20 protein-coding genes are annotated in these 19,971 nt (G+C 68.1%); 12 read left to right on the top strand and 8 right to left on the bottom strand.

The features are described 5' to 3' along the window. The first annotated feature begins 3 nt into the window (after positions 1 to 3). The gene (locus tag E3U25_RS22740) at positions 4 to 723 is read left to right on the top strand and encodes a 16S rRNA (uracil(1498)-N(3))-methyltransferase (RefSeq protein ID WP_116222979.1); all 720 of its coding nucleotides are present in this window, start codon (positions 4 to 6) and stop codon (positions 721 to 723) included. A 239-nt stretch (positions 724 to 962) separates the two neighbouring features. Then, positions 963 to 1,157 carry a DUF1127 domain-containing protein gene (locus tag E3U25_RS22735; RefSeq protein ID WP_036750106.1) on the top strand — a complete coding sequence of 65 codons (195 nt, stop codon included), beginning with the start codon at positions 963 to 965 and terminating at the stop codon, positions 1,155 to 1,157. A 126-nt stretch (positions 1,158 to 1,283) separates the two neighbouring features. Here the strand turns inward: E3U25_RS22735 and E3U25_RS22730 are convergent, their stop codons facing one another. After that, the gene (locus tag E3U25_RS22730; protein ID WP_116222980.1) at positions 1,284 to 2,153 is read right to left on the bottom strand and encodes a 50S ribosomal protein L11 methyltransferase; all 870 of its coding nucleotides are present in this window, start codon (positions 2,151 to 2,153) and stop codon (positions 1,284 to 1,286) included. Beyond that, positions 2,154 to 2,738, bottom strand: coding sequence for a peptide-methionine (S)-S-oxide reductase MsrA (gene msrA, locus E3U25_RS22725; RefSeq protein WP_116223279.1), 585 nt, complete (start codon positions 2,736 to 2,738; stop codon positions 2,154 to 2,156). A 139-nt stretch (positions 2,739 to 2,877) separates the two neighbouring features. On the opposite strand from msrA, the gene E3U25_RS22720 reads away from it, so the two are divergent. After that, positions 2,878 to 3,861, top strand: coding sequence for a P1 family peptidase (locus E3U25_RS22720; protein WP_116222981.1), 984 nt, complete (start codon positions 2,878 to 2,880; stop codon positions 3,859 to 3,861). A gap of 62 nt (positions 3,862 to 3,923) precedes the next feature. Here the strand turns inward: E3U25_RS22720 and E3U25_RS22715 are convergent, their stop codons facing one another. Continuing rightward, positions 3,924 to 4,145 (bottom strand): hypothetical protein, encoded by a 222-nt coding sequence (locus tag E3U25_RS22715; protein ID WP_114535154.1) that lies wholly within the window; start codon positions 4,143 to 4,145, stop codon positions 3,924 to 3,926. Positions 4,146 to 4,435: 290 nt separating this feature from the next. Between E3U25_RS22715 and E3U25_RS22710 the strand changes: the two genes are divergently transcribed. The 5 genes from E3U25_RS22710 to E3U25_RS22690 all read left to right on the top strand — a co-directional run bounded on the left by E3U25_RS22710 (position 4,436) and on the right by E3U25_RS22690 (position 10,613). Then, positions 4,436 to 5,728 (top strand): adenylosuccinate synthase, encoded by a 1,293-nt coding sequence (locus E3U25_RS22710; protein ID WP_036750121.1) that lies wholly within the window; start codon positions 4,436 to 4,438, stop codon positions 5,726 to 5,728. Positions 5,729 to 5,740: 12 nt separating this feature from the next. Beyond that, positions 5,741 to 5,953 (top strand): DUF2842 domain-containing protein, encoded by a 213-nt coding sequence (locus tag E3U25_RS22705; RefSeq protein ID WP_011746949.1) that lies wholly within the window; start codon positions 5,741 to 5,743, stop codon positions 5,951 to 5,953. Then, a complete protein-coding gene (locus E3U25_RS22700; protein WP_116222982.1) occupies positions 5,950 to 6,591 on the top strand; it encodes a thiamine diphosphokinase in 642 nt (213 codons plus the stop codon). Before E3U25_RS22705 ends, E3U25_RS22700 begins: the two co-directional genes overlap by 4 nt. Positions 6,592 to 7,074: 483 nt before the next feature. Further along, complete coding sequence (locus E3U25_RS22695) at positions 7,075 to 9,270, top strand: TonB-dependent siderophore receptor (RefSeq protein ID WP_116222983.1); 2,196 nt, start codon at positions 7,075 to 7,077, stop codon at positions 9,268 to 9,270. Positions 9,271 to 9,443: 173 nt separating this feature from the next. Next, positions 9,444 to 10,613, top strand: a complete 1,170-nt coding sequence (locus tag E3U25_RS22690; RefSeq protein ID WP_036750131.1) for a M20 aminoacylase family protein — start codon at positions 9,444 to 9,446, stop codon at positions 10,611 to 10,613. A gap of 87 nt (positions 10,614 to 10,700) precedes the next feature. On the opposite strand, the gene lpdA is transcribed toward E3U25_RS22690, so the two are convergent. The 4 genes from lpdA to queA are packed head-to-tail and all read right to left on the bottom strand — an operon-like array spanning position 10,701 to position 15,076. Next, positions 10,701 to 12,092, bottom strand: a complete 1,392-nt coding sequence (gene lpdA, locus E3U25_RS22685; RefSeq protein WP_116222984.1) for a dihydrolipoyl dehydrogenase — start codon at positions 12,090 to 12,092, stop codon at positions 10,701 to 10,703. A 45-nt stretch (positions 12,093 to 12,137) separates the two neighbouring features. Further along, complete coding sequence (locus tag E3U25_RS22680) at positions 12,138 to 12,719, bottom strand: DUF924 family protein (RefSeq protein ID WP_116222985.1); 582 nt, start codon at positions 12,717 to 12,719, stop codon at positions 12,138 to 12,140. Positions 12,720 to 12,776: 57 nt separating this feature from the next. Beyond that, on the bottom strand, positions 12,777 to 14,021 hold the full coding sequence (locus E3U25_RS22675) for an MFS transporter (protein ID WP_072461007.1): 1,245 nt from the start codon (positions 14,019 to 14,021) through the stop codon (positions 12,777 to 12,779). After that, positions 14,021 to 15,076, bottom strand: a complete 1,056-nt coding sequence (queA, locus tag E3U25_RS22670) for a tRNA preQ1(34) S-adenosylmethionine ribosyltransferase-isomerase QueA (RefSeq protein WP_116222986.1) — start codon at positions 15,074 to 15,076, stop codon at positions 14,021 to 14,023. Before queA ends, E3U25_RS22675 begins: the two co-directional genes overlap by 1 nt. A gap of 120 nt (positions 15,077 to 15,196) precedes the next feature. On the opposite strand from queA, the gene E3U25_RS22665 reads away from it, so the two are divergent. Both E3U25_RS22665 and bfr read left to right on the top strand, forming a co-directional pair. Then, entirely contained in the window at positions 15,197 to 15,487 is a 291-nt protein-coding gene (locus E3U25_RS22665) for a (2Fe-2S)-binding protein (RefSeq protein ID WP_072461009.1), read from the top strand. After that, on the top strand, positions 15,435 to 15,920 hold the full coding sequence (gene bfr, locus E3U25_RS22660; protein ID WP_036750146.1) for a bacterioferritin: 486 nt from the start codon (positions 15,435 to 15,437) through the stop codon (positions 15,918 to 15,920). The genes E3U25_RS22665 and bfr overlap by 53 nt, the downstream gene beginning before the upstream one ends. A 43-nt stretch (positions 15,921 to 15,963) precedes the next feature. On the opposite strand, the gene E3U25_RS22655 is transcribed toward bfr, so the two are convergent. Next, on the bottom strand, positions 15,964 to 16,638 hold the full coding sequence (locus E3U25_RS22655) for an HAD-IA family hydrolase (RefSeq protein ID WP_116222987.1): 675 nt from the start codon (positions 16,636 to 16,638) through the stop codon (positions 15,964 to 15,966). Between the two features lie 104 nt (positions 16,639 to 16,742). Between E3U25_RS22655 and glmU the strand changes: the two genes are divergently transcribed. After that, positions 16,743 to 18,083: a bifunctional UDP-N-acetylglucosamine diphosphorylase/glucosamine-1-phosphate N-acetyltransferase GlmU gene (gene glmU, locus E3U25_RS22650; RefSeq protein WP_116222988.1), complete on the top strand. Its 1,341-nt coding sequence runs from the start codon at positions 16,743 to 16,745 to the stop codon at positions 18,081 to 18,083. Position 18,084: 1 nt separating this feature from the next. Continuing rightward, on the top strand, positions 18,085 to 19,902 hold the full coding sequence (glmS, locus tag E3U25_RS22645) for a glutamine--fructose-6-phosphate transaminase (isomerizing) (RefSeq protein ID WP_116222989.1): 1,818 nt from the start codon (positions 18,085 to 18,087) through the stop codon (positions 19,900 to 19,902). The last annotated feature ends 69 nt before the right edge of the window (positions 19,903 to 19,971 follow it).

The following is a 19,971-nucleotide window of genomic DNA, read 5'->3' as shown; positions in this document are numbered from 1 at the left end:
ATCATGGCGAAAATCAGACTGTTCATAGATCACCCGCTGGCCGAGGGACAAGGCGTCGAGCTGAATCCCGACCAGGCGCATTACCTTTCCTCGGTCATGCGGCAGGCCGCGGGGGACGAGATCCTGGTCTTCAACGGCCGCGACGGCGAATGGCTGGCGCGGATCGAACGCATCGCCAAGCGCGGCGGCGCGCTGGAGGCGCTGCGGCAAACCGCGCCGCAGCTGAACCCGCCCGACCTGTGGCTGGTCTTTGCCCCGATCAAGAAGGCGCGCACCGATTTCATCGTGGAAAAGGCGGCCGAGATGGGCGCCGCCCGCATCCTGCCCGTCCAGACCGACCATACCAATTCCGAGCGCATTCGCCAGGACCGCCTGCAAGCCCATGCCGTCGAGGCGGCCGAGCAATGCGGCGGCACCTATGTCCCCGAGGTCTGCGACCTGGTGCCGCTGTCGCGGCTGCTGGACGGCTGGGACGCCGGGCGGCGCATCCTGTGGGCGGACGAGGCGCTGGCAGGGCCGGCGCAGGTGCTGTCCGGCCTGCCGCGCGGCCCCTGGGCGATTCTCATCGGCCCCGAGGGCGGCTGGTCCGAATCGGAGCGCAGGCGGCTTTCGGCGATGGATTGCGTCACGCCCGTCGCCCTGGGCCCGCGAATCCTGCGCGCCGATACGGCTGCCGTCGCGTCACTGGCGCTTTGGCAGGCGGCCCTGGGCGACTGGCGCTGAACGATCCGGTCTGAAACGCGCAATCTTCCCGCTGGAAACCGGCTCCGCGCGGGAGAATATTGCACCGCAGCATGATTTCCAGGCCCTTGCCGCAAAAAGTCAGGAATTCCGGTCTCTTATGCACAAGCTGCATGGCAGAGATGCCGGTTTGTCCGTGGTTTTCGCAAACTGCCCGGCCTATATGCTGATGCATCAACGAAGCGCCCGATGAGCGGGCAATGATCTCAAGGTGAAAAACTATGTCGGCGATTGACACGAACCGCATCCATGGCGGGGCGGGCTCTATCGGTATTGGCTCGAAAATCTGGGCGACGCTGTCGGCCTGGAACGATGCGCGGGTGACCCGGAACGCGCTGAGCCGTCTTTCGGATCGCGAGCTGGACGATATCGGTCTGTGCCGCGGCGATATCGAACGGATTGCGCGCGCCCGCTAAGCAGCGGTTGAAGACGCGAAAACGGCTGCGGCAAGCCCGCAGACCCTTTCCCGGCCCGGATGGGCAAGACGAACAGGCGGCCCCGCAAGGCCGCCTTCAGTATTTTCGGCGGGGCGCTTGCGGCGATCAGCCGCGCCGGACGACCAGGGTGGACCATTCGCCCAGGTCGTCGCGCCGCTCCAGCGCCAACCCGCCCGCCGCATAGGCCGCGATCACCTCATCCGCCTGGGTGGCGAGGATGCCCGACAGGATCGCCCTGCCGCCCGGCGCGACATGGCGCGCCATGTCCGGCACCAGATCGATCAGCGGCTGCTTCAGGATATTGGCAAAGACCAGGTCGAAAGGCGCCGCATTCTCGATCAGCGGATGGTCGAAGCCCACCGCCTCGACGCATTCGACGCGCCCGTCCAGCCCGTTGGCGATGACATTGGCGCGGGCCACGTCCACCGCCTGCGGGTCGATGTCGCCGGCCAGCACGATCACCGGGAACGCCCGCGCCGCCGCCATGGCCAGGACCGCCGTGCCGCAGCCGACATCGACGATGCGCCGCGGCGCGGCGCCCTCTGCGATCATGCGGTCCAGCGCCAGCAGGCAGCCCTTGGTCGTGGCGTGATGGCCGGTGCCGAAGGCCATGGCCGCCTCGATCAGCAGCGCCTCGGCGCCCTCGGGCACCTTGTCGGCATCATGGCCGCCATGGACGAAGAAGCGCCCGGCCTCGACCGGCGTGAGTTCGCGCCGGACATGGGCGACCCAGTCCACCTCGGGCAGTTCCGAGACCGCGAAGGGCGGCGCGTCCCAGGCGGCGGCCAGCAGCGCCAGCCCCACCTCGTCCGGGGCCTCGGTGAAGTAAAGCCCCACCTCCCAGCGATCCGAGCCATCCTCGATCTCGAAGACGCCGCTGCCGACGGGCTCGGGGGTCAGATCCTCGCCCGCCTCGGCAAGCGCCTCGGCCGCCTCGCGGCCTTTGGTGTGGGTCAGCGCGGTCCAGGTCGCCATTCAATATCCCTCGGCTGTATCGGTCAGCGGGGCTTTGACACCCGTGCCGCGCAAGCCGCAATAGCCATTCGGATAACGGTCCAGATATTGCTGGTGGTCGTCCTCGGCCCGCCAGAAGGGACCGGCGGGGATGATCTGCGTGGTGATGTCGGGATAGCCCTGCACCGCCAGCCGGTTGCCGTAATCGGCCTTGGACAGTTCCGCCGCCGCCTTCTGGCTGTCGTTGAACACCATGACGAGCGAGCGGTATTGCGAACCCACGTCGTTGCCCTGGCGGTTGCCCTGGGTCGGGTCGTGGTTTTCCCAGAAGATCTGCAACAGCCGCTCATAGCTGACGCGCGAGCTGTCATAGACCACGCGCACCACCTCGGCATGGCCGGTGCCGCCGGCGCAGACCTGCTTGTAGCTCGGGTTCTCGGCCGTGCCGCCGGTAAAGCCGACCTCGGTCAGCCAGACACCCTCCTGCTGCCAGAACAGCCGCTCGACGCCCCAGTAACAGCCCATGCCGAAGATCGCCTGGTCATAGCCTTTCGGCATCTCGGCATCCAGCGGCCGGCCGAAGATCCTGTGGATGGGGGCGCTCATGGTGCAGTCCTTTCGCATGTCCTGCCGCATTAGGTAGGCGCGGCGGTTCAACCGTGCAACGCCGGAATGCGGGCGCGGGTTGCGGCCGGGGGCGCGCGTCGTGCAGATTGCAGGTCGATCCCCCTCGCAGGAGACCCCGATGCGACCCGGACCGCGAAACCTGATCACCGATGTCGCCGGCCTGCGGGTCGGCAATGCCCGCGACGACGCCCTGCGCTCGGGTGCGACGGTGCTGCTTGGCGAGGCGCCCTTCGCCTGCGGCTTCAACGTCATGGGCGGCGCCCCCGGCACGCGCGAGACCGAGTTGCTGGCCCCCGACAAGCTGGTGCAGGGGGTGGACGCGCTGGTGCTGTCGGGCGGCTCGGCCTTTGGCCTGGCCGCCTGCGACGGCGTCTCGGACGGGTTGCGCGCCATGGGCCGCGGCTTCGAGATCGGGCCGGTGCGGGTGCCCATCGTGCCCGGCGCCATCGTCTTCGACCTGCTGAACGGCGGCGACAAGGATTGGGGCGCCAACCCCTATCCCGGACTGGGCCGTGCGGCGCTGGAGGCCGCCGGGGCCGATTTCGCCCTGGGCAGCGAGGGCGCGGGCACCGGCGCGATGACGCATCGCTGGAAGGGCGGGCTCGGCTCGGCCTCGGCAGTGCTGGAGGGCGGCATCACCGTCGGCGCGCTGGTGGTGGTGAACGCGCTGGGATCGGTGACGGCGGGCGAGACCCGGCAGTTCTGGGCCGCACCCTGGGAGCTGGGGGACGAATTCGGCGGGCTGGGCCTAGCCGGCCCCTACCCGGCCGGCCATGAGCCAAGCCCGGCGAAACGGCTGGGCGAGGCCACGACCATCGCCATCGTCGCCACCGATGCGGCGCTCGACAAAGCCGGGCTGACCCGGCTGGCGACGGCGGCGCAGGACGGCATGGCCCGCGCCATCGTGCCCAGCCACACGCCCTTCGACGGCGACCTGGTCTTTGCCGTCTCGACGGGGGCCAGGCCCCTGCCCGATCCGGCGCTGACGCCGTTCCTGCTGGGCCATGCCGCCGCCTGCACGCTGGCCCGCGCCATCGCGCGCGGCGTCCATGCGGCAAGCCCGCGGCCGGGCGACCTGCAACCCTGCTGGCGCGAGGGGTAATTCCGCCAGCAGGGCGAATCGAAGGGATCAATCCGCCGGGCGCCTCGTCGCGCCCGCGCCGGTCAGAACCAGATGCGGTCGCTGAAGACGTATTGCACGATCCGGTCGCGGGTCAGGCCCATCTTGGCCAGTTCGGCGTCGGATTTCGCCTTCAGAACCTCGATCTCGGCGCGGCGCGACTGCTGGCGGATATAGGCCTCGGTCCCGCGCGCCAGCCAGTCGCGAAAGCCGGAATACAGCGCCGCGAGACTGATCCGAGGACGATTGCTTGCAATGATAGCCATGGGAAACCCTTTCGGTATTGGCGAATGGTTTCCTCCCCTGCCGTCCAATCTAGGGCGGTTTCGCCCAGCCCGCCATGGCATCTTTTGCAACGCTGCATTGCAGCATGGGCGTGGCCGGCCACGCGACGCAAAGGCGGTCGGCCCGGCATGGCCGGCGCCGCCCGGCGCAAGGCTTGCGCCCGGCCCACCGCAGCCCGGCGGAATCCGTCGGCCGAACGGAATGCGCTTTCCCCCAAGGGCTTCGGCCATTATACGGTTCGCGGCATTCATGACCGCAAGGGGTAAGCACAATGGCCAATGTGGTGGTCGTCGGCGCGCAATGGGGCGACGAAGGCAAGGGCAAGATCGTCGACTGGCTGTCGGAACGCGCTGATGTGATCGCGCGCTTCCAGGGCGGCCACAACGCCGGCCACACGCTGGTCATCGGCAACCAGGTCTTCAAGCTGTCGCTCCTGCCCTCGGGCATCGTGCGCAAGGGCAAGATGGCGGTCATCGGCAATGGCGTGGTGCTGGACCCCTGGGCGCTGTTTTCGGAAATCGACAAGCTCGCCGCGCAGGGGGTCGAGATCTCGCCCGCCAACCTGATGATCGCCGAGAATACGCCGCTGATCCTGCCGCTGCACCAGGATCTCGACAAGCTGCGCGAAGAGGCCGCGGGCGCCAGCAAGATCGGCACCACCGGCCGCGGCATCGGCCCGGCCTATGAGGACAAGGTCGGCCGCCGCACCATCCGCGTCGCCGACCTGGGCGACGAAGAGACGCTGGATTCGCGCCTCGACCGCCTGCTGGCCCATCACGACGCGCTGCGCCAGGGCCTGGACGCCGCGCCCATCGACCGGGCGGAACTGCGCGCAAAGCTGCTGGAGATCGCGCCGAAGCTGCTGCAATACGCCCAGCCGGTGTGGAAGGTGATGAACGACTACCGCAAGGCCGGCAAGCGCATCCTGTTCGAGGGCGCGCAGGGCAGCCTTCTGGACATCGACTTCGGCACCTACCCCTATGTGACCAGCTCGACCACCATGTCGGGCATGGCGGCCAGCGGCACCGGGCTCGGCCCCTCGGCGATTGGCTTCGTGCTGGGCATCGTCAAGGCCTATACCACCCGCGTCGGCGAAGGCCCGTTCCCGACCGAGCTCGACGATGCCGACGGCCAGCGCCTGGGCGAGCGTGGCCATGAATTCGGCACCGTCACCGGGCGCAAGCGCCGCTGCGGCTGGTTCGACGCGGTGCTGGTGCGCCAGACCTGCGCCATTTCCGGCGTGGACGGCATCGCGCTGACCAAGCTCGACGTGCTGGACGGGTTCCAGACGCTCAAGATCTGCACCGGCTATCAGGTGGACGGCCAGCATTACGACCACCTGCCCACCGCCGCCTCGCTGCAGGCCAGGGCGACCCCCGTCTACGAGGAGATGGAGGGCTGGCAGGAATCGACCCAGGGCGCGCGCAGCTGGGCCGACCTGCCCGCCAATGCGATCAAATACGTCCGCCGCATCGAAGAGCTGATCCAGTGCCCCGTCGCGCTGCTCTCGACCTCGCCCGAGCGCGACGATACCATCCTCGTGACCGACCCCTTCGCGGACTGACCCGGACAGGACATGGACCTCAAGACGCGCAAACGCTGGTCGCTGGTGATCCTGCTGGTCGGGCTGCCGCTCTATATCGTGGTGGCGGTCAGCCTGGTGAACTGGATGGACCGGACCTGGGGCCGCCAGCCGATCCTGGTCGAGCTTGCGGTCTATGTCGCCCTGGGCATCCTCTGGGCCCTGCCCTTCCGCAAGGTCTTCACCGGCATCGGCAAGGGCGAATGAGGCTCAGCAGCGCCCGCCCGGTCACGCTGATCGGCGGGGCGCCGGTCGGCCGCGCCGACCTCGACCTGGCGCTGCGGCTCGCGCCGGTGGTGGCCGCCGCCGACAGCGGCGCCGATACCGCGCTCAGTCACGGGCTGATGCCGGCGGCGGTCTGGGGCGATTTCGACAGCATCTCGGCCCGCGCCCGGTCCGAGATCCCCCTGGCGAACCAGCACCCCATCGCCGAACAGGACAGCACCGATTTCGAGAAATGCCTGTCCAACCTCGACGCGCCCTTCGTCGTCGCGCTCGGCTTCTCCGGCGCGCGCCACGACCATTTCCTGTCGGCCCTCGGCGTCATCGCCCGCCGCATCGGCCCGCCCTGCCTGCTGGTCGCCGGCGAGGACGTGATCACGCTCGCGCCCCCGCGCCTCGCGCTGGACCTCGCGCCCGGCACGCGGGTCTCGCTCTTCGCGATGGCCCCGGCCAGCGGCCGCTCCTCCGGGCTCAAATGGCCCCTCGACGGGCTCGCCTTCGCCCCCACCGGCCTCAGCGGCACCTCGAACGAGGCCACGGGCCCGGTCACGCTGGAATGCGAGGGCCCGATGCTGCTGATCCTGCCGCGCTCGGAACTGCCGACGCTCGCGCGCGCGTTCTGACGGCTTCCACCGTTTCCCAAATACCCGTTCCCAGGGGCCAGGCGGGTGCTTCTCTGTTCCCCAAATACTCCTGCGACCGCGCCGTTGAACGCCCCCGGATCCGCGGGCCCATAACCTCGCGCAACCCGTCGCCGACAGGGTCCACCGCGCATCTGGGCCGCTTCGTCAAGACCGGCAGCCGCCGGCAGGTCTTCAAGAACCCGCAGCACCCCCATAGCCGGCGGCTGATCGCGGCCCATCCCCTCGCCGATCCATCCCGTCGGGCACCTGCCGCCGCCCCCGGTCCATCGCGAGATGGAGCCATCTGGTGCCGGCCGGGCCGGCAACGTCTGGTTGAACGCCCTGTTGCGGGATTGTCACAAGCCGGCACAAGCCCTTGCCGGCCGCCGACTCTGCTTGATCGCCGGCCCTCGCGGCGGGAATAGCGGGCATATCAGCCAGCCATGCGCCAGTCAGCACCCGAACCCTATCGGATGGCTTGCCATGACACATCGACCCCTGATCCCCTTCGCCGCGCATGCGCGGCTGACGACGGCGCTTTCCGCCGGCATCCTGGCGCTTCTGGCCAGCCCGGCCATGGCGCAGGAGACCGAGGAAGGCACCGCCGGCACCGTCACCCTGGACGAGGTGACGATCACCGCCGCCCCCGGCACCCAGACCGAGGGCACCGAAAGCTGGACCACGGAATGGATGCGCTCGGCCACCGGCCTGGTGCTGAGCCAGAAGGAGACGCCGCAATCCACCAGCGTCATCACCGACGCGCAGATGAAGGACCGCAACATCACCACCGTCGCCGAGACGATGGACGCGGCGACCGGCATCACCGTGCAGGCGTTCGAAAGCGACCGCATCAACTACTATTCGCGCGGCTTCTACATCGACGCCTACCAATATGACGGCGTGCCCGCACCGCGCAACGGCGCCTGGACCTTTGGCGACAACAACACCGACATGGCGCTTTACGACCATGTCGAAATCGTGCGCGGCGCCACCGGGCTGATGCAGGGCGCGGGCGAGCCGGGCGCCTCGATCAACTTCATCCGCAAGCGCCCGACCGAGGAGTTCCAGAACCAGGCCGCCGTCTCGCTGGCCTATCCCAAGGGCGCGCGCGCCGAATCCGACGTGTCGGGGCCGCTGAACGACACCGGCAGCGTGCGCGGCCGGCTGGTCAGCGTCGTGGACAGCCGCGACGGCATGCTGGACGGCTATCACAAGGACAAATATGTCCTGTTCGGCGCGCTGGACGTGGACCTGGGCGAAAGCACGCTGCTGAGCACCGGCCTTACCTATCAGAAGTCCAAGGCCGACAACGTGACCTGGGGCGGCCTGCCGCCCTATTATGCCGATGGCGGGCTGATCGACTGGGACTGGGGATCGACCCTGGGCGCGGACTGGACCTATGTCGATACCGAGCGGACCGAGGCCTTCGCCTCGCTCGAGCACGAATTCCAGAACGGCTGGACAGCGCGCGTGGTCGCCACCCATATCCGCAGCGAGGCGGACATGGAGCTGGCCTGGATCACCGGCGCGCCCGACCGGGAAACCGGCCTTGGCCTCAGCCCCTGGGCGGCGAAATACAATGGCACCACCAAGGTCTCGTCGCTGAACGCGGTGCTGAACGGCGACTTCCAGGCCTTCGGTCGCGACCACCAGTTCGTCGTCGGGGCCATGGCTTCGGATTTCAAGAGCAACTACTACGGCCACGCGGTCGATCTGGACACGCTGGCTCCGGTCGGCAATGTCTTCGACTGGGACGGAAGCTATCCCCGCCCCGGCTTCTCGGACGAGGTGACCAGCAGCTGGACCAGCAAGCAGCGCCAATACGGGCTCTATGCCACCACCAAGATCCAGGTCGCCGAGCCGTTCTCGGTCATCGCCGGCGCCCGCGCCAACTGGTGGAAGGGCACCGAGGGCTCGCTGGGCAGCCCGACACATGAATACAGCTATAGCGGCGAGATCACGCCCTATCTCGGCTTCACCTACGACCTGAACCCGACCTATACCGCCTACGGCAGCGTCACCAGCATCTACAAGCCGCAGATCGCCCAGGACATCAACGGCGACTACCTCGACCCGACCTATGGCTGGAACTACGAACTGGGCGTCAAGGCCGACCTGATGGGCGGGGCGATGTATGCCTCGGCGGCGATCTTCAAGACCGACCAGAAGGACGTGGCGAACTGGGTGGGCTATGACGAGACCCGGTTGCGCGACATCTACGAAAGCATCGACGGCACCACCACCCGCGGCTTCGAGCTTGAGGCGGCGGGGGCGATCAACGACCGCTGGAACGTCTCGGCCGGCTACACCTTCCGCACCTCGAAGGACAAGGACGGCAACCGCTTCGCCGCCGACCAGCCCAAGCATACGCTGAAGCTGGCGACCGACTATCGGCTGGCGGGCATGTTCGACGACAAGCTGACGGTGGGCGGGGCGATGCGCTGGCAAAGCGGCACCGACAGCATGGATTTCGACACGGATGTCAACGTCAACGTGCATCAGGGCTCCTATGCCGTCTTCGACCTGAACGCCTCTTACCAGGTGACGGACAAGACCGAGCTGACGCTCAGCGTGAACAACATCCTCAACGAGAAATACTATGCCACGACCGGCTTCTACGACACCGTGGTCTATGGCGACGAACGCAGCGCCGAGCTGACGCTGCGGGCGAAGTTCTGAACGGGGCGGCCGGCTCTCCGGCCGGCACCCCCCGGATATGGCCGTCATGGCGAAAACCCCGGCAGGTGCCGGGGTTTTTTCGTTTCCTCCCCGGCGCGCGCGGGGCGCGGGCGCCCGCACGGCCTTGCGGCGCTTGGCGAAAGGCGTAACCTGCGGGCCGAAGGAGATCGTCCATGCCCGTCAAGAACCGCTTTGCCGAATTGCTGCCCGAGATCACCGCCTGGCGCCGCGACTTTCACCAGAACCCCGAACTCGACTACCAGGTCCACCGCACCGCCGGCCGCGTGGCCGAGCTGCTGCGCAGCTTCGGCCTGGATGAGGTCGCCGAGGGCGTCGGCCGCACCGGCGTGGTCGGCGTCATCCGGGGCCGCAGCAATGCCAGCGGCCGGGTGATCGGGCTGCGGGCCGACATGGACGCGCTGCCGATCAACGAGCAGACCGGGGCGGAATACGCCTCGAAGACGCCGGGGGTCATGCATGCCTGCGGCCATGACGGCCATACCGCCATGCTGCTGGGCGCGGCGAAATACCTGGCCGAGACGCGCAATTTCGACGGCACCGCCGTGGTGATCTTCCAGCCCGCCGAAGAGGGGGGCGCGGGCGGCCTCGCCATGGTCCGGGACGGGCTGGTCGAGCGCTGGGGCATTCAGGAATTCTACGGCATGCACAACATGCCCGGCTATCCGGTGGGCAGCTTCGCCATCCGCGAGGGCGCGATGATGGCGGCCGCCGACCAGTTCGACATCGTCATCACCGGCAAGGGCGGCCATGCCGCCAAGCCGCATGAGGCGGTCGACACCATGCTGGTCGCGGCGCAGGTCATCGTCTCGCTGCAATCCGTCGTCGCGCGCAATGTCGATCCGCTGAAAAGCGGCGTCGTCTCGGTCTGCGTGGTGCAGAGCGATTCGACCGCGCATAACGTCATCCCGCAGGTGGTGAAGCTGAAGGGAACCGCCCGCAGCCTGGCGCCAGAGGTGCGCGACCAGCTGGAGGAGGGCATCAGGCGCGTCGCCACCCATACCGCCGCCGCCTTCGGCGCCATGGCCGAGGTCACCTATGAGCGCGGCTATCCGGTGACGATGAACCATCCCGAAGCGACAGGTTTCGCGGCCGAGGTCGCACGGCAGGTGGCGGGCGCGGTGGACATGGAAATGGAGCCGCTGATGGCCGGCGAGGATTTCAGCTACATGCTGAACGAACGCCCCGGCGCCTATATCTTCGTCGGCAACGGCGACACGGCGATGGTGCATCACCCGGCCTATGATTTCGACGACAATGCGATCCCGGCCGGGTCGAGCTGGTATGCCGGGATGATCGAGGCGCGGATGCCGCTGCCGGCGTGATCGTCGCGCCGGGGGTTTCACACCCCCGGACCCCCGTGGGATATTTGGGCACGAAAGAAGCAGGGGCCGTGAGGCCCCCTTGCCGTTTCAGAAGTGGATGGCGCGGCCATAGGCCGAGAGCGTGGCCTCGTGCAGCATCTCGGACAGCGTCGGGTGCGGGAAGACCGTCTCCATCAGCTCGGCCTCGGTGGTTTCCAGCGTGCGGCCGACGACATAGCCCTGGATCAGCTCGGTCACTTCCGCGCCGACCATGTGGGCACCCAGCAACTCGCCGGTCTTGGCGTCGAAGACGGTCTTGATCAGGCCCTCGGGCTCGCCCAGAGCGATGGCCTTGCCATTGCCGATGAAGGGGAAGCGGCCGACCTTGACCTCATGGCCCGCGGCCTTGGCCTTTTCCTCGGTCAGGCCGACCGAGGCCACCTGCGGGTTGCAATAGGTGCAGCCGGGGATCGAGTTCGGCTTGATCGGATGCGGGTGCTGGCCGGCGATCAGTTCCGCGACCATGACGCCTTCATGGCTGGCCTTGTGGGCGAGCCAGGGCGCGCCGGCGACGTCGCCGATGGCATAGAGCCCGTCCACGCCGGTGCGGCAATATTCGTCGGTGACGACATGGGTGCGGTCGATCTTGGCGCCCAGTTTTTCAAGGCCGAGGTTTTCCACGTTGCCGACGATGCCGACGGCCGAGATCACCGTGTCGAATTCATGCGTCTCGGTCTTGCCGCCGGTCTCGATATGGGCGGTGACCTTGCCCTTTGCGCGGTCCAGCTTCTTGACTGCCGCCTTTTCCAGGATCTTCATGCCCTGCTTGACGAATTGCTTCTTCGCCAGGGCCGAGATTTCCGCATCCTCGACCGGCAGCACGCGGTCCATGACCTCGACCACGGTAGTGTCGGCCCCCAGCGTGTTGAAGAAGCTGGCGAATTCGATGCCGATGGCGCCCGAGCCGATCACCAGCAGCTTTTTCGGCATCCGCGGCGGCTGCAGGGCGTGCTTGTAGTTCCAGACCAGGTCGCCGTCGGGTTCCAGCCCCGGCAGTTCGCGGGCGCGGGCGCCCGTGGCCAGCACGATGGATTTCGCGGTCACTTCCTCGGCGCCCTTGTCGGTCTTGACGCTGATCTTGCCGGGGGCGATCAGGCTGGCCTCGCCCATGATGACGGTGACCTTGTTCTTTTTCAGCAAGTGGCCGACGCCGCCGGCGAGCTGCTTGGCCACGCCGCGCGAGCGTTGCACCACGGCACTGAGGTCATAGCCGATCTTGTCGGCGGAAAGGCCGAATTCCTTGGCGCGGTGCATGAGGTGAAAGACCTCGGCCGAGCGCAGCAGCGCCTTGGTCGGGATGCAGCCCCAGTTCAGGCAGATGCCGCCCAGATGCTCGCGCTCGATACAGGCCACCTTGAGGCCCAGCTGCGCGCCGCGGATGGCGCAGACATAGCCGCCAGGGCCGGAACCGATCACCACCATGTCGAAGCTTTGCGCCATGGGAATCCCCCTCTCAGAAAAGATAGTTCAGCGTTAAACCAATTTTCAGACGTCAGCAAGCGACAGCTTGCCCGCGACCAGCGCGCCATAGCCGCCGGCCTCCATGACGCGGATTTCCGCCGGCGTGGGCACGCGATTCAGCGCCGCGTTGCGCCAGGGGAAGCGGCCGAATTTCGCGATGGTGTCGCGGTGCAGCTCGGCATGGCGCAGGTTCTCGCCCGGCATGAACTCGGCGAACAGGGCCACCGCGCGCTCCTGGTCCGCCGGATCCTCGGAATGTTCGAAAGGCAGGTAGACGAACTGCCGGGCAGGCGGTTCGATGCGCAGGTGCAGGCCGCTGTCGACCGCCTCGCGGGCCAGGCTGCGGGCCAGGGGATCGGTGGCGAAGGCGCGGGCGTCCTCGCGGAACATGTTGCGGGGGAACTGGTCGGTCAGGATCAGCCCGGCCAGCATCCCCTCGGGCGTGGCGGCCCAGCCGGGCACCAGGTCGGCGGCGCGTTCCCAGGCCGGCCGGAAGCGCCGGCGGACGGTTTCGTCCAGCGCGTCCGAGCGCTCATACCAGCCCTTCTCGCCGACCTCCTCGAGCCAGAAGCGGTTGATCTCCTCGGGTGTCGCGGTGTCGGTCATGGCCTTGCCCTCCGTTTTGACCGATGGTCGCAGAGCCGGGGGCGGGTCGCAAGCCGTTCAGGCGGGTTTGTCGCCGTCGTCGGAACTGGCGGTTTCCAGCGCCGCCTCGACCGCGACGGGGGTGGCCGAGGGGGCGATGACGGCGAAGCTCTGGTCCAGGACCGGGGTCGGGCGGCGGGTGCGGCGCCAGCCGGCATAGAAGGCCAGCATCGCCAGGAGCAGGCCGATATAGACCCAGAACCCGTCCGGGCCTAGCAGAGACATCAGCCAGCCGGTGATCAGCGGCCCGGCCATGGCGCCGACGCCGTTGATGAACAGCAGGCCCGCCGATGCGGCGGCCATGTCGCTTTGGTCCAGGAAGTCGTTGGTATAGGCCAGAAGCAGCGAATAGACCGGATTGGCCACGCCGCCGATCAGCGCCGCGGCCAGCAGCAGGCCCCAGATCCCCGGTTGCAGCGTCACCGTGGCCAGGCTGACCACCGCGCCCAGCACCGACAGGCCCAGCACGATGAAGCGCCGGTCGCCGTGGTCCGAAAGCCAGCCGATCGGATATTGCAGCAAGAGCCCGCCGGCATAGATCGCCGCCACGAAGGCCGAGATCTCGCGCACCGAGAGCCCCTTGGTCGAGCCCCAGACCGAGGCCATGCCGAACAGCGCCGAGAACACCCCGCCCATCAGGAAGATGCCGATGCAGCCCAGCGGCGAGGCGCGGAACAGGCTGCCGAAGCTCATCCGCTTCAGCGTCGAGAATTGCGGCGCGGGCTGGGTCGAAAGCAGGATCGGCAGGAAGGAGAAGCTGACCAGCACCGAGGGGATCACGAACAGCAGGTAGCCCGCCGGGTCGGCCGTGTTCATCAGGAACTGCGCCGTGATGATGCCCAGCATCTGCATGATCATATAGGCCGACATGGCCTGGCCGCGGTTCTCGTTGGTGGTGCCGGCGTTCAGCCAGCTTTCCGCGGTGATGTAGACCCCCGAGAAGCAGAAGCCGATCAGCAGCCGCATCAGCGCCCAGGCGATCCAGTGCGGCGCCGCCGCATAGAGGATCAGCACCGACGAGATCAGCGAGCCGAGCGCGGCGAAGACCCGGACATGGCCGACCTTGCGGATCAGTTCCGGCACCACGCGCGAACCCAGCAGGAAGCCGCCGAAATAGGCGGCCATCACCACCGACATCTGGGTGGTCGAGATGTTCTCGATCTTGCCGCGGATGCCCAGCAGCGTGCCCTGCATCCCGTTCCCGACCATCAAGAGCAGGATGCCCAGAAGCAGCGGCCAGGTGGTGCGCAGGACGGTCAGCATCACGGATCCTTCGGAATCAGCAGGGAGGCGTCGCCATAGCTGAAGAAGCGATAGCCCGATTCCACCGCGTGATGATAGATGCCGCGGATGCGGTCCTGGCCCATCAGGGCGCTGACCAGCATCAGCAGCGTCGATTTCGGCAAGTGGAAATTGGTTATCAGCGCATCCGTCACGCGAAAGCGATAGCCGGGATAGATGAAGATTTCGGTAACGCCCTGGAACGGATGCACGATTCCGTCCTGGTCGGCGGCCGATTCGATCAGCCGCAGCGCCGTGGTGCCGACCGGGATCACCCGCCCGCCCTGGGCGCGGGTGGCGTTGATCGCGGCGGCCGCCTCGGGCGTGACCTCGCCCCATTCGCCGTGCATCTTGTGCGTCGTCACGTCCTCGACCTTGACCGGCAGGAAGGTGCCGGCGCCGACATGCAGGGTGACATGGGCGAAGCGCACGCCGCGCGCCGCCAGCTGACCGAGCAGGGCGTCGTCGAAATGCAGGCTGGCGGTCGGCGCGGCAACGGCGCCCGAGCGCCGCGCCCAGACGGTCTGGTAATCCTGACGGTCGGCATCGTCCGGGGCGCGCAGCGCGGCGATATAGGGCGGCAGCGGCATGGCGCCGACCTGGGCCAGCGCGGCGTCGAACGCCGCGCCCGTCGCGTCGAAGCGCAGGGTCAGCTCGCCTTCGGAAATCCCCGCCACCTCGGCCGACAGCGCCTCGCCAAAGCGGATCACCTCGCCGGGCTTCAGCTTGCGCAGCGGCTTGGCCAGCGCCTTCCAGCCATCGGCCGCGGGCTCCAGCAGCGTGACCTCGACCTTCGCCACCGCCTCGCCCTGCGGGGTCGGGCGCGCGCGGGTTCCGGTCAGCCGCGCCGGGATGACCTTGGTGTCGTTCAGCACCAGCAGGTCGCCCGGCCCCAGCAGGTCGGCAAGGTCGCGCACGTGCAGGTCGCGAATCGAATCGCCCAGGGCCAGCAGCAGCCGCGCGGCGGTGCGCGGCCGCGCCGGGCGGGTCGCGATCAGCCCTTCGGGCAGGTGAAAGTCGAAATCGTCCAGCTTCATGGGCTTAGGTTCTGTCCGGGCCGCCGAGGGGCGTCAAGGCAGGCGGTCATCACAAAGTGAAAAACTCGGGCTTTACTTATCCGAGGGAATGAGTAAGTTTTGGCCAACCGAGGTGAGTAAATGATCGTCTGCCACTGCACCCAGATTTCCGACCACGACATCAAGGCCGCGATTGACTGGATGCGTGCCGCCGACCCCGAGACGATCATCACCCCTGGCAAGATCTACCACGCACTCGGCAAGCGGGCCGATTGCGGGGGCTGTATGCCATTGTTTCTGGACACCATGCGCGGATGCGATAATCTGGCTGTGCCCCCGATCCTGCGGGGGCTGAAAGCCAACCGCACAGGGGTAAGCCATGAAGGGCGACGCAAAGGTCATCGAGTATCTCAACGCAGCGCTACGGTCTGAACTCACCGCGGTCAGCCAGTACTGGTTGCATTATCGCCTGCAAGAGGACTGGGGTTACGGCAAGATCGCCGACAAGTCCCGCGGCGAATCCATCGAGGAAATGCATCATGCGGACCGCCTGATCCAGCGAATCATCTTCCTGGAAGGCCATCCCAACCTGCAAAAGCTGGATCCCCTGCGGATCGGCCAGAACCTCAAGGAAACGCTGGAATCCGACCTGGCGGCCGAATACGACGCCCGCACGCTTTACATCGAGGCGCGGGAATATTGCGACAAGGTCGGGGATTACGTCAGCAAGAACCTGTTCGATTCGCTGCTGACCGACGAAGAGGGGCATATCGACTTCCTCGAAACCCAGCTGGGCCTCTACGAAGAGATCGGCGCGCAGAACTACGGCCAGCTCAACGCCAAATCCGCCGACGAGGCGGAATAGGGCCCTGGACCGGGGGGTCTTTGCGGCCCCCTTCGATCCCGGCTCAGCCCAGCCAATCGGCGGCCAGCCCCGGCAGGTCGTCGAAATGCGCCAGCATCGCCTCGGGCGCCAGCCGGCGCAGCGCCTCGCCCTCGGGGCCAAAGGCGACCAGGGCCACCCGCACGCCGGCGGCGGCGGCGGTCCTGCGGTCGGTTTCGGTGTCGCCGACCAGGAAGGATTGCGCCACCATGCCGCCCGCGGCCTCGACCGCTGCGGCATAGGGTCGCGGGTCGGGCTTGCGCACCGGCAGCGTGTCGGCGCCGATCATCGCGGCAAAGCGGTCGCGGATGCCCAGTTCGCGCAGCAATGTCTCGGCCAGGGCCTCGGGCTTATTGGTGCAGACCGCAAGGCGGTGGCCCGCCGCGGCCAGCCGGTCCAGCGCAGCCTCGGCGCCGGGGTAAAGCCGGGTATGGACGGCGATCGCCTCGCCGTAATGGGCCAACAGGCGCGGATAATCCTCGTCCTCGGCGCCGGGCGGCAGCAGCCTGTCGCCGGGCAGGCCGCCATAGCCGGCGCGCAGCATGGCCCGGCCGCCGTGAAAGGCGATCAGCGCATCCTCGACCGGGTCCAGCAGCGCGCCCAGGCCGCGCGCCGCAAAGCAGGCATTGGCCGCCGCGATCAGGTCGCCCGAGGTATCGGCCAGCGTGCCGTCCAGATCGAAGACCACCGTTCCCGCCATGCTGTAACCTTCCGTCAAGATGTTTGATCTGCCGGGGTCTTTCCCGGCTGCCGCCCTCTAGGTAGAACGCCCGGCAAGGATAAGGAACAGGCAAGAGGGCAGAGATGACCGATAAACCCGTCGCGCTGATCGTGCTGGCCGCCGGACAGGGCAGCCGCATGCAGTCGGACCTGCCCAAGGTGCTGCACCGGCTGGGCGGCCTGCCGCTGGTCGCCCATGCGCTTGCCGCCGGCCGGACGCTGGAACCCGAGGCGGCGGTCGTCGTCGCCGGCCATGGCGCCGAGGCGGTGGCCAAGGCCGTGGCCAAGCTCGACCCCGAGGCGCAGATCGCCCTGCAGCAGGAACAGCTGGGCACCGCCCATGCCGTCAGCCAGGCCCTGCCGGCGCTGGAGGGTTTCGCGGGCCGGGTGATCGTGCTTTACGGCGACACCCCCTTCATCGGGCAGGAAACGCTGGCAAGCCTTGCCGCCCATCCCGCCGATGTGGTGGTGCTGGGCTTCGAGGCTGCCGACCCCGGCCGCTACGGCCGCCTCGTCACCGGCCCCGAGGGGCTGGAGCGGATCGTCGAATACAAGGATGCCGACGAGGCGACGCGGGCGATCCGCCTGGTCAATTCCGGCGTGCTGGCGGCGGATGCGGCCTTGCTGCGCGAATTCCTGCCCCGGATCGGCAACCGCAATGCGGCGGGCGAATATTACCTGACCGACATCCCCGGACTGGCCCGCGCCGCCGGCCACCGGGTCGAGGTCGTGACCTGCGACGAAGCCGAGACGCTGGGCATCAACACCCGCGCCGAACTGGCGCAGGCCGAGGCCGCCTTCCAGGCACGCGCCCGCGCCCAGGCGCTGGAGGACGGCGTGACGCTGAGCGACCCCGCGACGGTCTGGTTCGCGCTGGACACCTGCATCGGCCGCGACGCGGTGATCGGGCAGAACGTGGTTTTCGGCCCCGGCGTGACCGTGGAAAGCGGCGCCGAGATCCTGCCCTTCTGCCACCTGGAGGGCTGCCATGTCAGCGCCGGCGCCACGGTCGGCCCCTTTGCCCGGCTGCGCCCCGGCGCGGAACTGGGCGGCGACGTGCATGTCGGCAATTTCGTCGAGATCAAGAATTCAGTGCTGGACGAAGGCGTCAAGGTCGGCCACCTGACCTATCTGGGCGATGCCCATGTCGGCGAGGCGACGAATATCGGCGCCGGCACCGTGACCTGCAATTACGACGGCGTCGGCAAGCATCGGACCGAGATCGGCGCCCATGCCTTCATCGGCTCGGACACCATGCTGGTGGCGCCGGTCCGGGTGGGGGCGCGGGCGATGACCGGCTCGGGCTCGGTCATCACCCAGGACGTGCCGGACGACGCGCTGGCGCTGGGACGCGCCAAGCAGGTGGTGAAGCCGGGCCTCGCCACGCGGCTGATGCAGGCCTTGCGCCAGAAAAAGGGGAACTGACATGTGCGGCATCATCGGAATCCTGGGCGATCACGAGGTTTCGCCGCAACTGGTCGAGGCGCTGAAACGGCTGGAATACCGCGGCTATGACAGCGCCGGCGTGGCGACCGTGGACGCCTCGGGGCGGCTGGACCGCCGCCGCGCCGTGGGCAAGCTGGTGAACCTGTCCGACCGGCTGGTGCATGAGCCGCTGACCGGGCATGCCGGCATCGGCCATACCCGCTGGGCCACCCATGGCGCCGCGACCGAGGCCAACGCCCATCCCCATCGCCGCGGCCCGGTCGCCGTGGTCCATAACGGCATCATCGAGAACTTCCGCGAGCTGCGCGACGAGGTCACGCGGCTGGGGATGCAGCCGGAATCGCAGACCGATACCGAGACCGTGGCGCTGCTGACCGCCTGGCACATGGACCAGGGCCTTGCGCCCGTCGAGGCGGCGCGGGCCACGCTGGCGCGCCTGCACGGCGCCTTTGCGCTGGCCTTCCTGTTCGAGGGCGAGCCCGACCTGATGATCGCCGCCCGCAAGGGCAGCCCGCTGGCCGTGGGCCATGGCACGGGCGAGATGTTCCTTGGCTCGGACGCGGTGGCGCTGGCGCCCTTCACCGACCGCATCACCTATCTGGAAGACGGCGACCACGCCATCATCCGCCGCGCGGGGGCCGAGATCTTCGACGCCGAAGGCCGCCCCGCCAGTCGCGAGATCCAGCAGATCGACGTGGGCGCGACCCAGATCGACAAGGCCGGCTACCGGCATTTCATGGCCAAGGAGATCGCCGAGCAGCCGGTGGTGCTGGGCGACGCGCTGAACCACTACATCAAGGGCGACCGGATCGTGCTGCCCGAGGCGCTGGATTTCCGCGACGTGGACCGGCTGGTGCTGGTCGGCTGCGGCACCGCCTTCTATGCCGCCCATGTCGCCCGCTACTGGTTCGAGGGGCTGGCCGGCCTGCCCTGCGACCTCGACGTGGCCTCCGAGTTCCGCTATCGCGAGCCGCCGCTTTCGCCGAAAAGCTGGGCGCTCTTCGTCAGCCAGTCGGGCGAGACGGCGGACACCCTGGCCGCACTGCATTACGCCCGCGACAAGGTGGCGCGCACGGTGGGGGTGGTGAACGTGGGCACCTCGGCCATCGCGCGCGATGCCGACATCGCCCTGCCGACGCTGGCCGGGATCGAGGTCGGCGTCGCCTCGTCCAAGGCCTTCACCTGCCAGCTTGCGGTGCTGGCGGTGCTGGCCTTGAAGGCGGCGCGGGATCGCGGCCGCATCTCGGAGGCCGAGCTGGCCGCGCATCTGGCGGACCTGCGCGCGCTACCGGGGCTGCTGAACCAGGCGCTGGCGGTCAGCGACGAATGCCGACGCCTGGCCGGCTGGCTCAGCGAGGCGCAGGATGTGCTGTATCTGGGCCGCGGCGCGCTTTACCCGGTGGCGCTGGAGGGGGCGCTGAAGCTCAAGGAGCTCAGCTATATCCATGCCGAGGGCTATGCCTCGGGCGAGTTGAAGCACGGGCCGATCGCGCTGATCGACCGCAACGTGCCGGTGGTGGTGCTGGCGCCGCGCGACGCCCTGTTCGAAAAGACCGTCTCGAACATGCAGGAGGTGATGGCGCGCCACGGGCAAGTGCTGCTGATCTCGGATGCCGAGGGGCTGGAGACCGGCGGCCATGGCATGCGGGCCGGGCTGGCGATGCCCGCGGGCGGTGGGCTGTTCCAGCCCATCCTTTACGCGGTGCCGATGCAATATCTGGCCTATCATACCGCGGTGGCGAAGGGCACCGACGTAGATCAGCCCCGCAACCTGGCGAAATCGGTGACGGTGGAATAGGGCGGGTCGGCAGTCGGGGTATATGGGAAGTTACTTTTAACCAAGCTTGCAACGTCCCATCGAGAAGCC

The sequence above is a fragment of the Paracoccus versutus genome (assembly GCF_029909795.1).
GTDB lineage: Bacteria > Pseudomonadota > Alphaproteobacteria > Rhodobacterales > Rhodobacteraceae > Paracoccus > Paracoccus versutus.
The sequence above is the reverse complement of the archived record's forward strand: the minus strand, read 5'-3'. Positions and strand labels throughout refer to the sequence as shown.

What these genes read in the sequence shown, in the direction of transcription:
- lpdA (WP_116222984.1), bottom strand. Translation starts at nt 12,092, where the DNA reads ATGGCGCAAAGCTTCGACATGGTGGTGATCGGTTCCGGCCCTGGCGGC.
- E3U25_RS22710 (WP_036750121.1), top strand. Translation starts at nt 4,436, where the DNA reads ATGGCCAATGTGGTGGTCGTCGGCGCGCAATGGGGCGACGAAGGCAAG.
- E3U25_RS22735 (WP_036750106.1), top strand. Translation starts at nt 963, where the DNA reads ATGTCGGCGATTGACACGAACCGCATCCATGGCGGGGCGGGCTCTATC.
- bfr (WP_036750146.1), top strand. Translation starts at nt 15,435, where the DNA reads ATGAAGGGCGACGCAAAGGTCATCGAGTATCTCAACGCAGCGCTACGG.
- E3U25_RS22675 (WP_072461007.1), bottom strand. Translation starts at nt 14,021, where the DNA reads ATGCTGACCGTCCTGCGCACCACCTGGCCGCTGCTTCTGGGCATCCTG.
- E3U25_RS22680 (WP_116222985.1), bottom strand. Translation starts at nt 12,719, where the DNA reads ATGACCGACACCGCGACACCCGAGGAGATCAACCGCTTCTGGCTCGAG.
- E3U25_RS22695 (WP_116222983.1), top strand. Translation starts at nt 7,075, where the DNA reads ATGACACATCGACCCCTGATCCCCTTCGCCGCGCATGCGCGGCTGACG.
- E3U25_RS22715 (WP_114535154.1), bottom strand. Translation starts at nt 4,145, where the DNA reads ATGGCTATCATTGCAAGCAATCGTCCTCGGATCAGTCTCGCGGCGCTG.
- E3U25_RS22700 (WP_116222982.1), top strand. Translation starts at nt 5,950, where the DNA reads ATGAGGCTCAGCAGCGCCCGCCCGGTCACGCTGATCGGCGGGGCGCCG.
- glmS (WP_116222989.1), top strand. Translation starts at nt 18,085, where the DNA reads ATGTGCGGCATCATCGGAATCCTGGGCGATCACGAGGTTTCGCCGCAA.
- E3U25_RS22730 (WP_116222980.1), bottom strand. Translation starts at nt 2,153, where the DNA reads ATGGCGACCTGGACCGCGCTGACCCACACCAAAGGCCGCGAGGCGGCC.
- E3U25_RS22690 (WP_036750131.1), top strand. Translation starts at nt 9,444, where the DNA reads ATGCCCGTCAAGAACCGCTTTGCCGAATTGCTGCCCGAGATCACCGCC.
- glmU (WP_116222988.1), top strand. Translation starts at nt 16,743, where the DNA reads ATGACCGATAAACCCGTCGCGCTGATCGTGCTGGCCGCCGGACAGGGC.
- E3U25_RS22665 (WP_072461009.1), top strand. Translation starts at nt 15,197, where the DNA reads ATGATCGTCTGCCACTGCACCCAGATTTCCGACCACGACATCAAGGCC.
- E3U25_RS22705 (WP_011746949.1), top strand. Translation starts at nt 5,741, where the DNA reads ATGGACCTCAAGACGCGCAAACGCTGGTCGCTGGTGATCCTGCTGGTC.
- E3U25_RS22655 (WP_116222987.1), bottom strand. Translation starts at nt 16,638, where the DNA reads ATGGCGGGAACGGTGGTCTTCGATCTGGACGGCACGCTGGCCGATACC.
- E3U25_RS22740 (WP_116222979.1), top strand. Translation starts at nt 4, where the DNA reads ATGGCGAAAATCAGACTGTTCATAGATCACCCGCTGGCCGAGGGACAA.
- queA (WP_116222986.1), bottom strand. Translation starts at nt 15,076, where the DNA reads ATGAAGCTGGACGATTTCGACTTTCACCTGCCCGAAGGGCTGATCGCG.
- E3U25_RS22720 (WP_116222981.1), top strand. Translation starts at nt 2,878, where the DNA reads ATGCGACCCGGACCGCGAAACCTGATCACCGATGTCGCCGGCCTGCGG.
- msrA (WP_116223279.1), bottom strand. Translation starts at nt 2,738, where the DNA reads ATGAGCGCCCCCATCCACAGGATCTTCGGCCGGCCGCTGGATGCCGAG.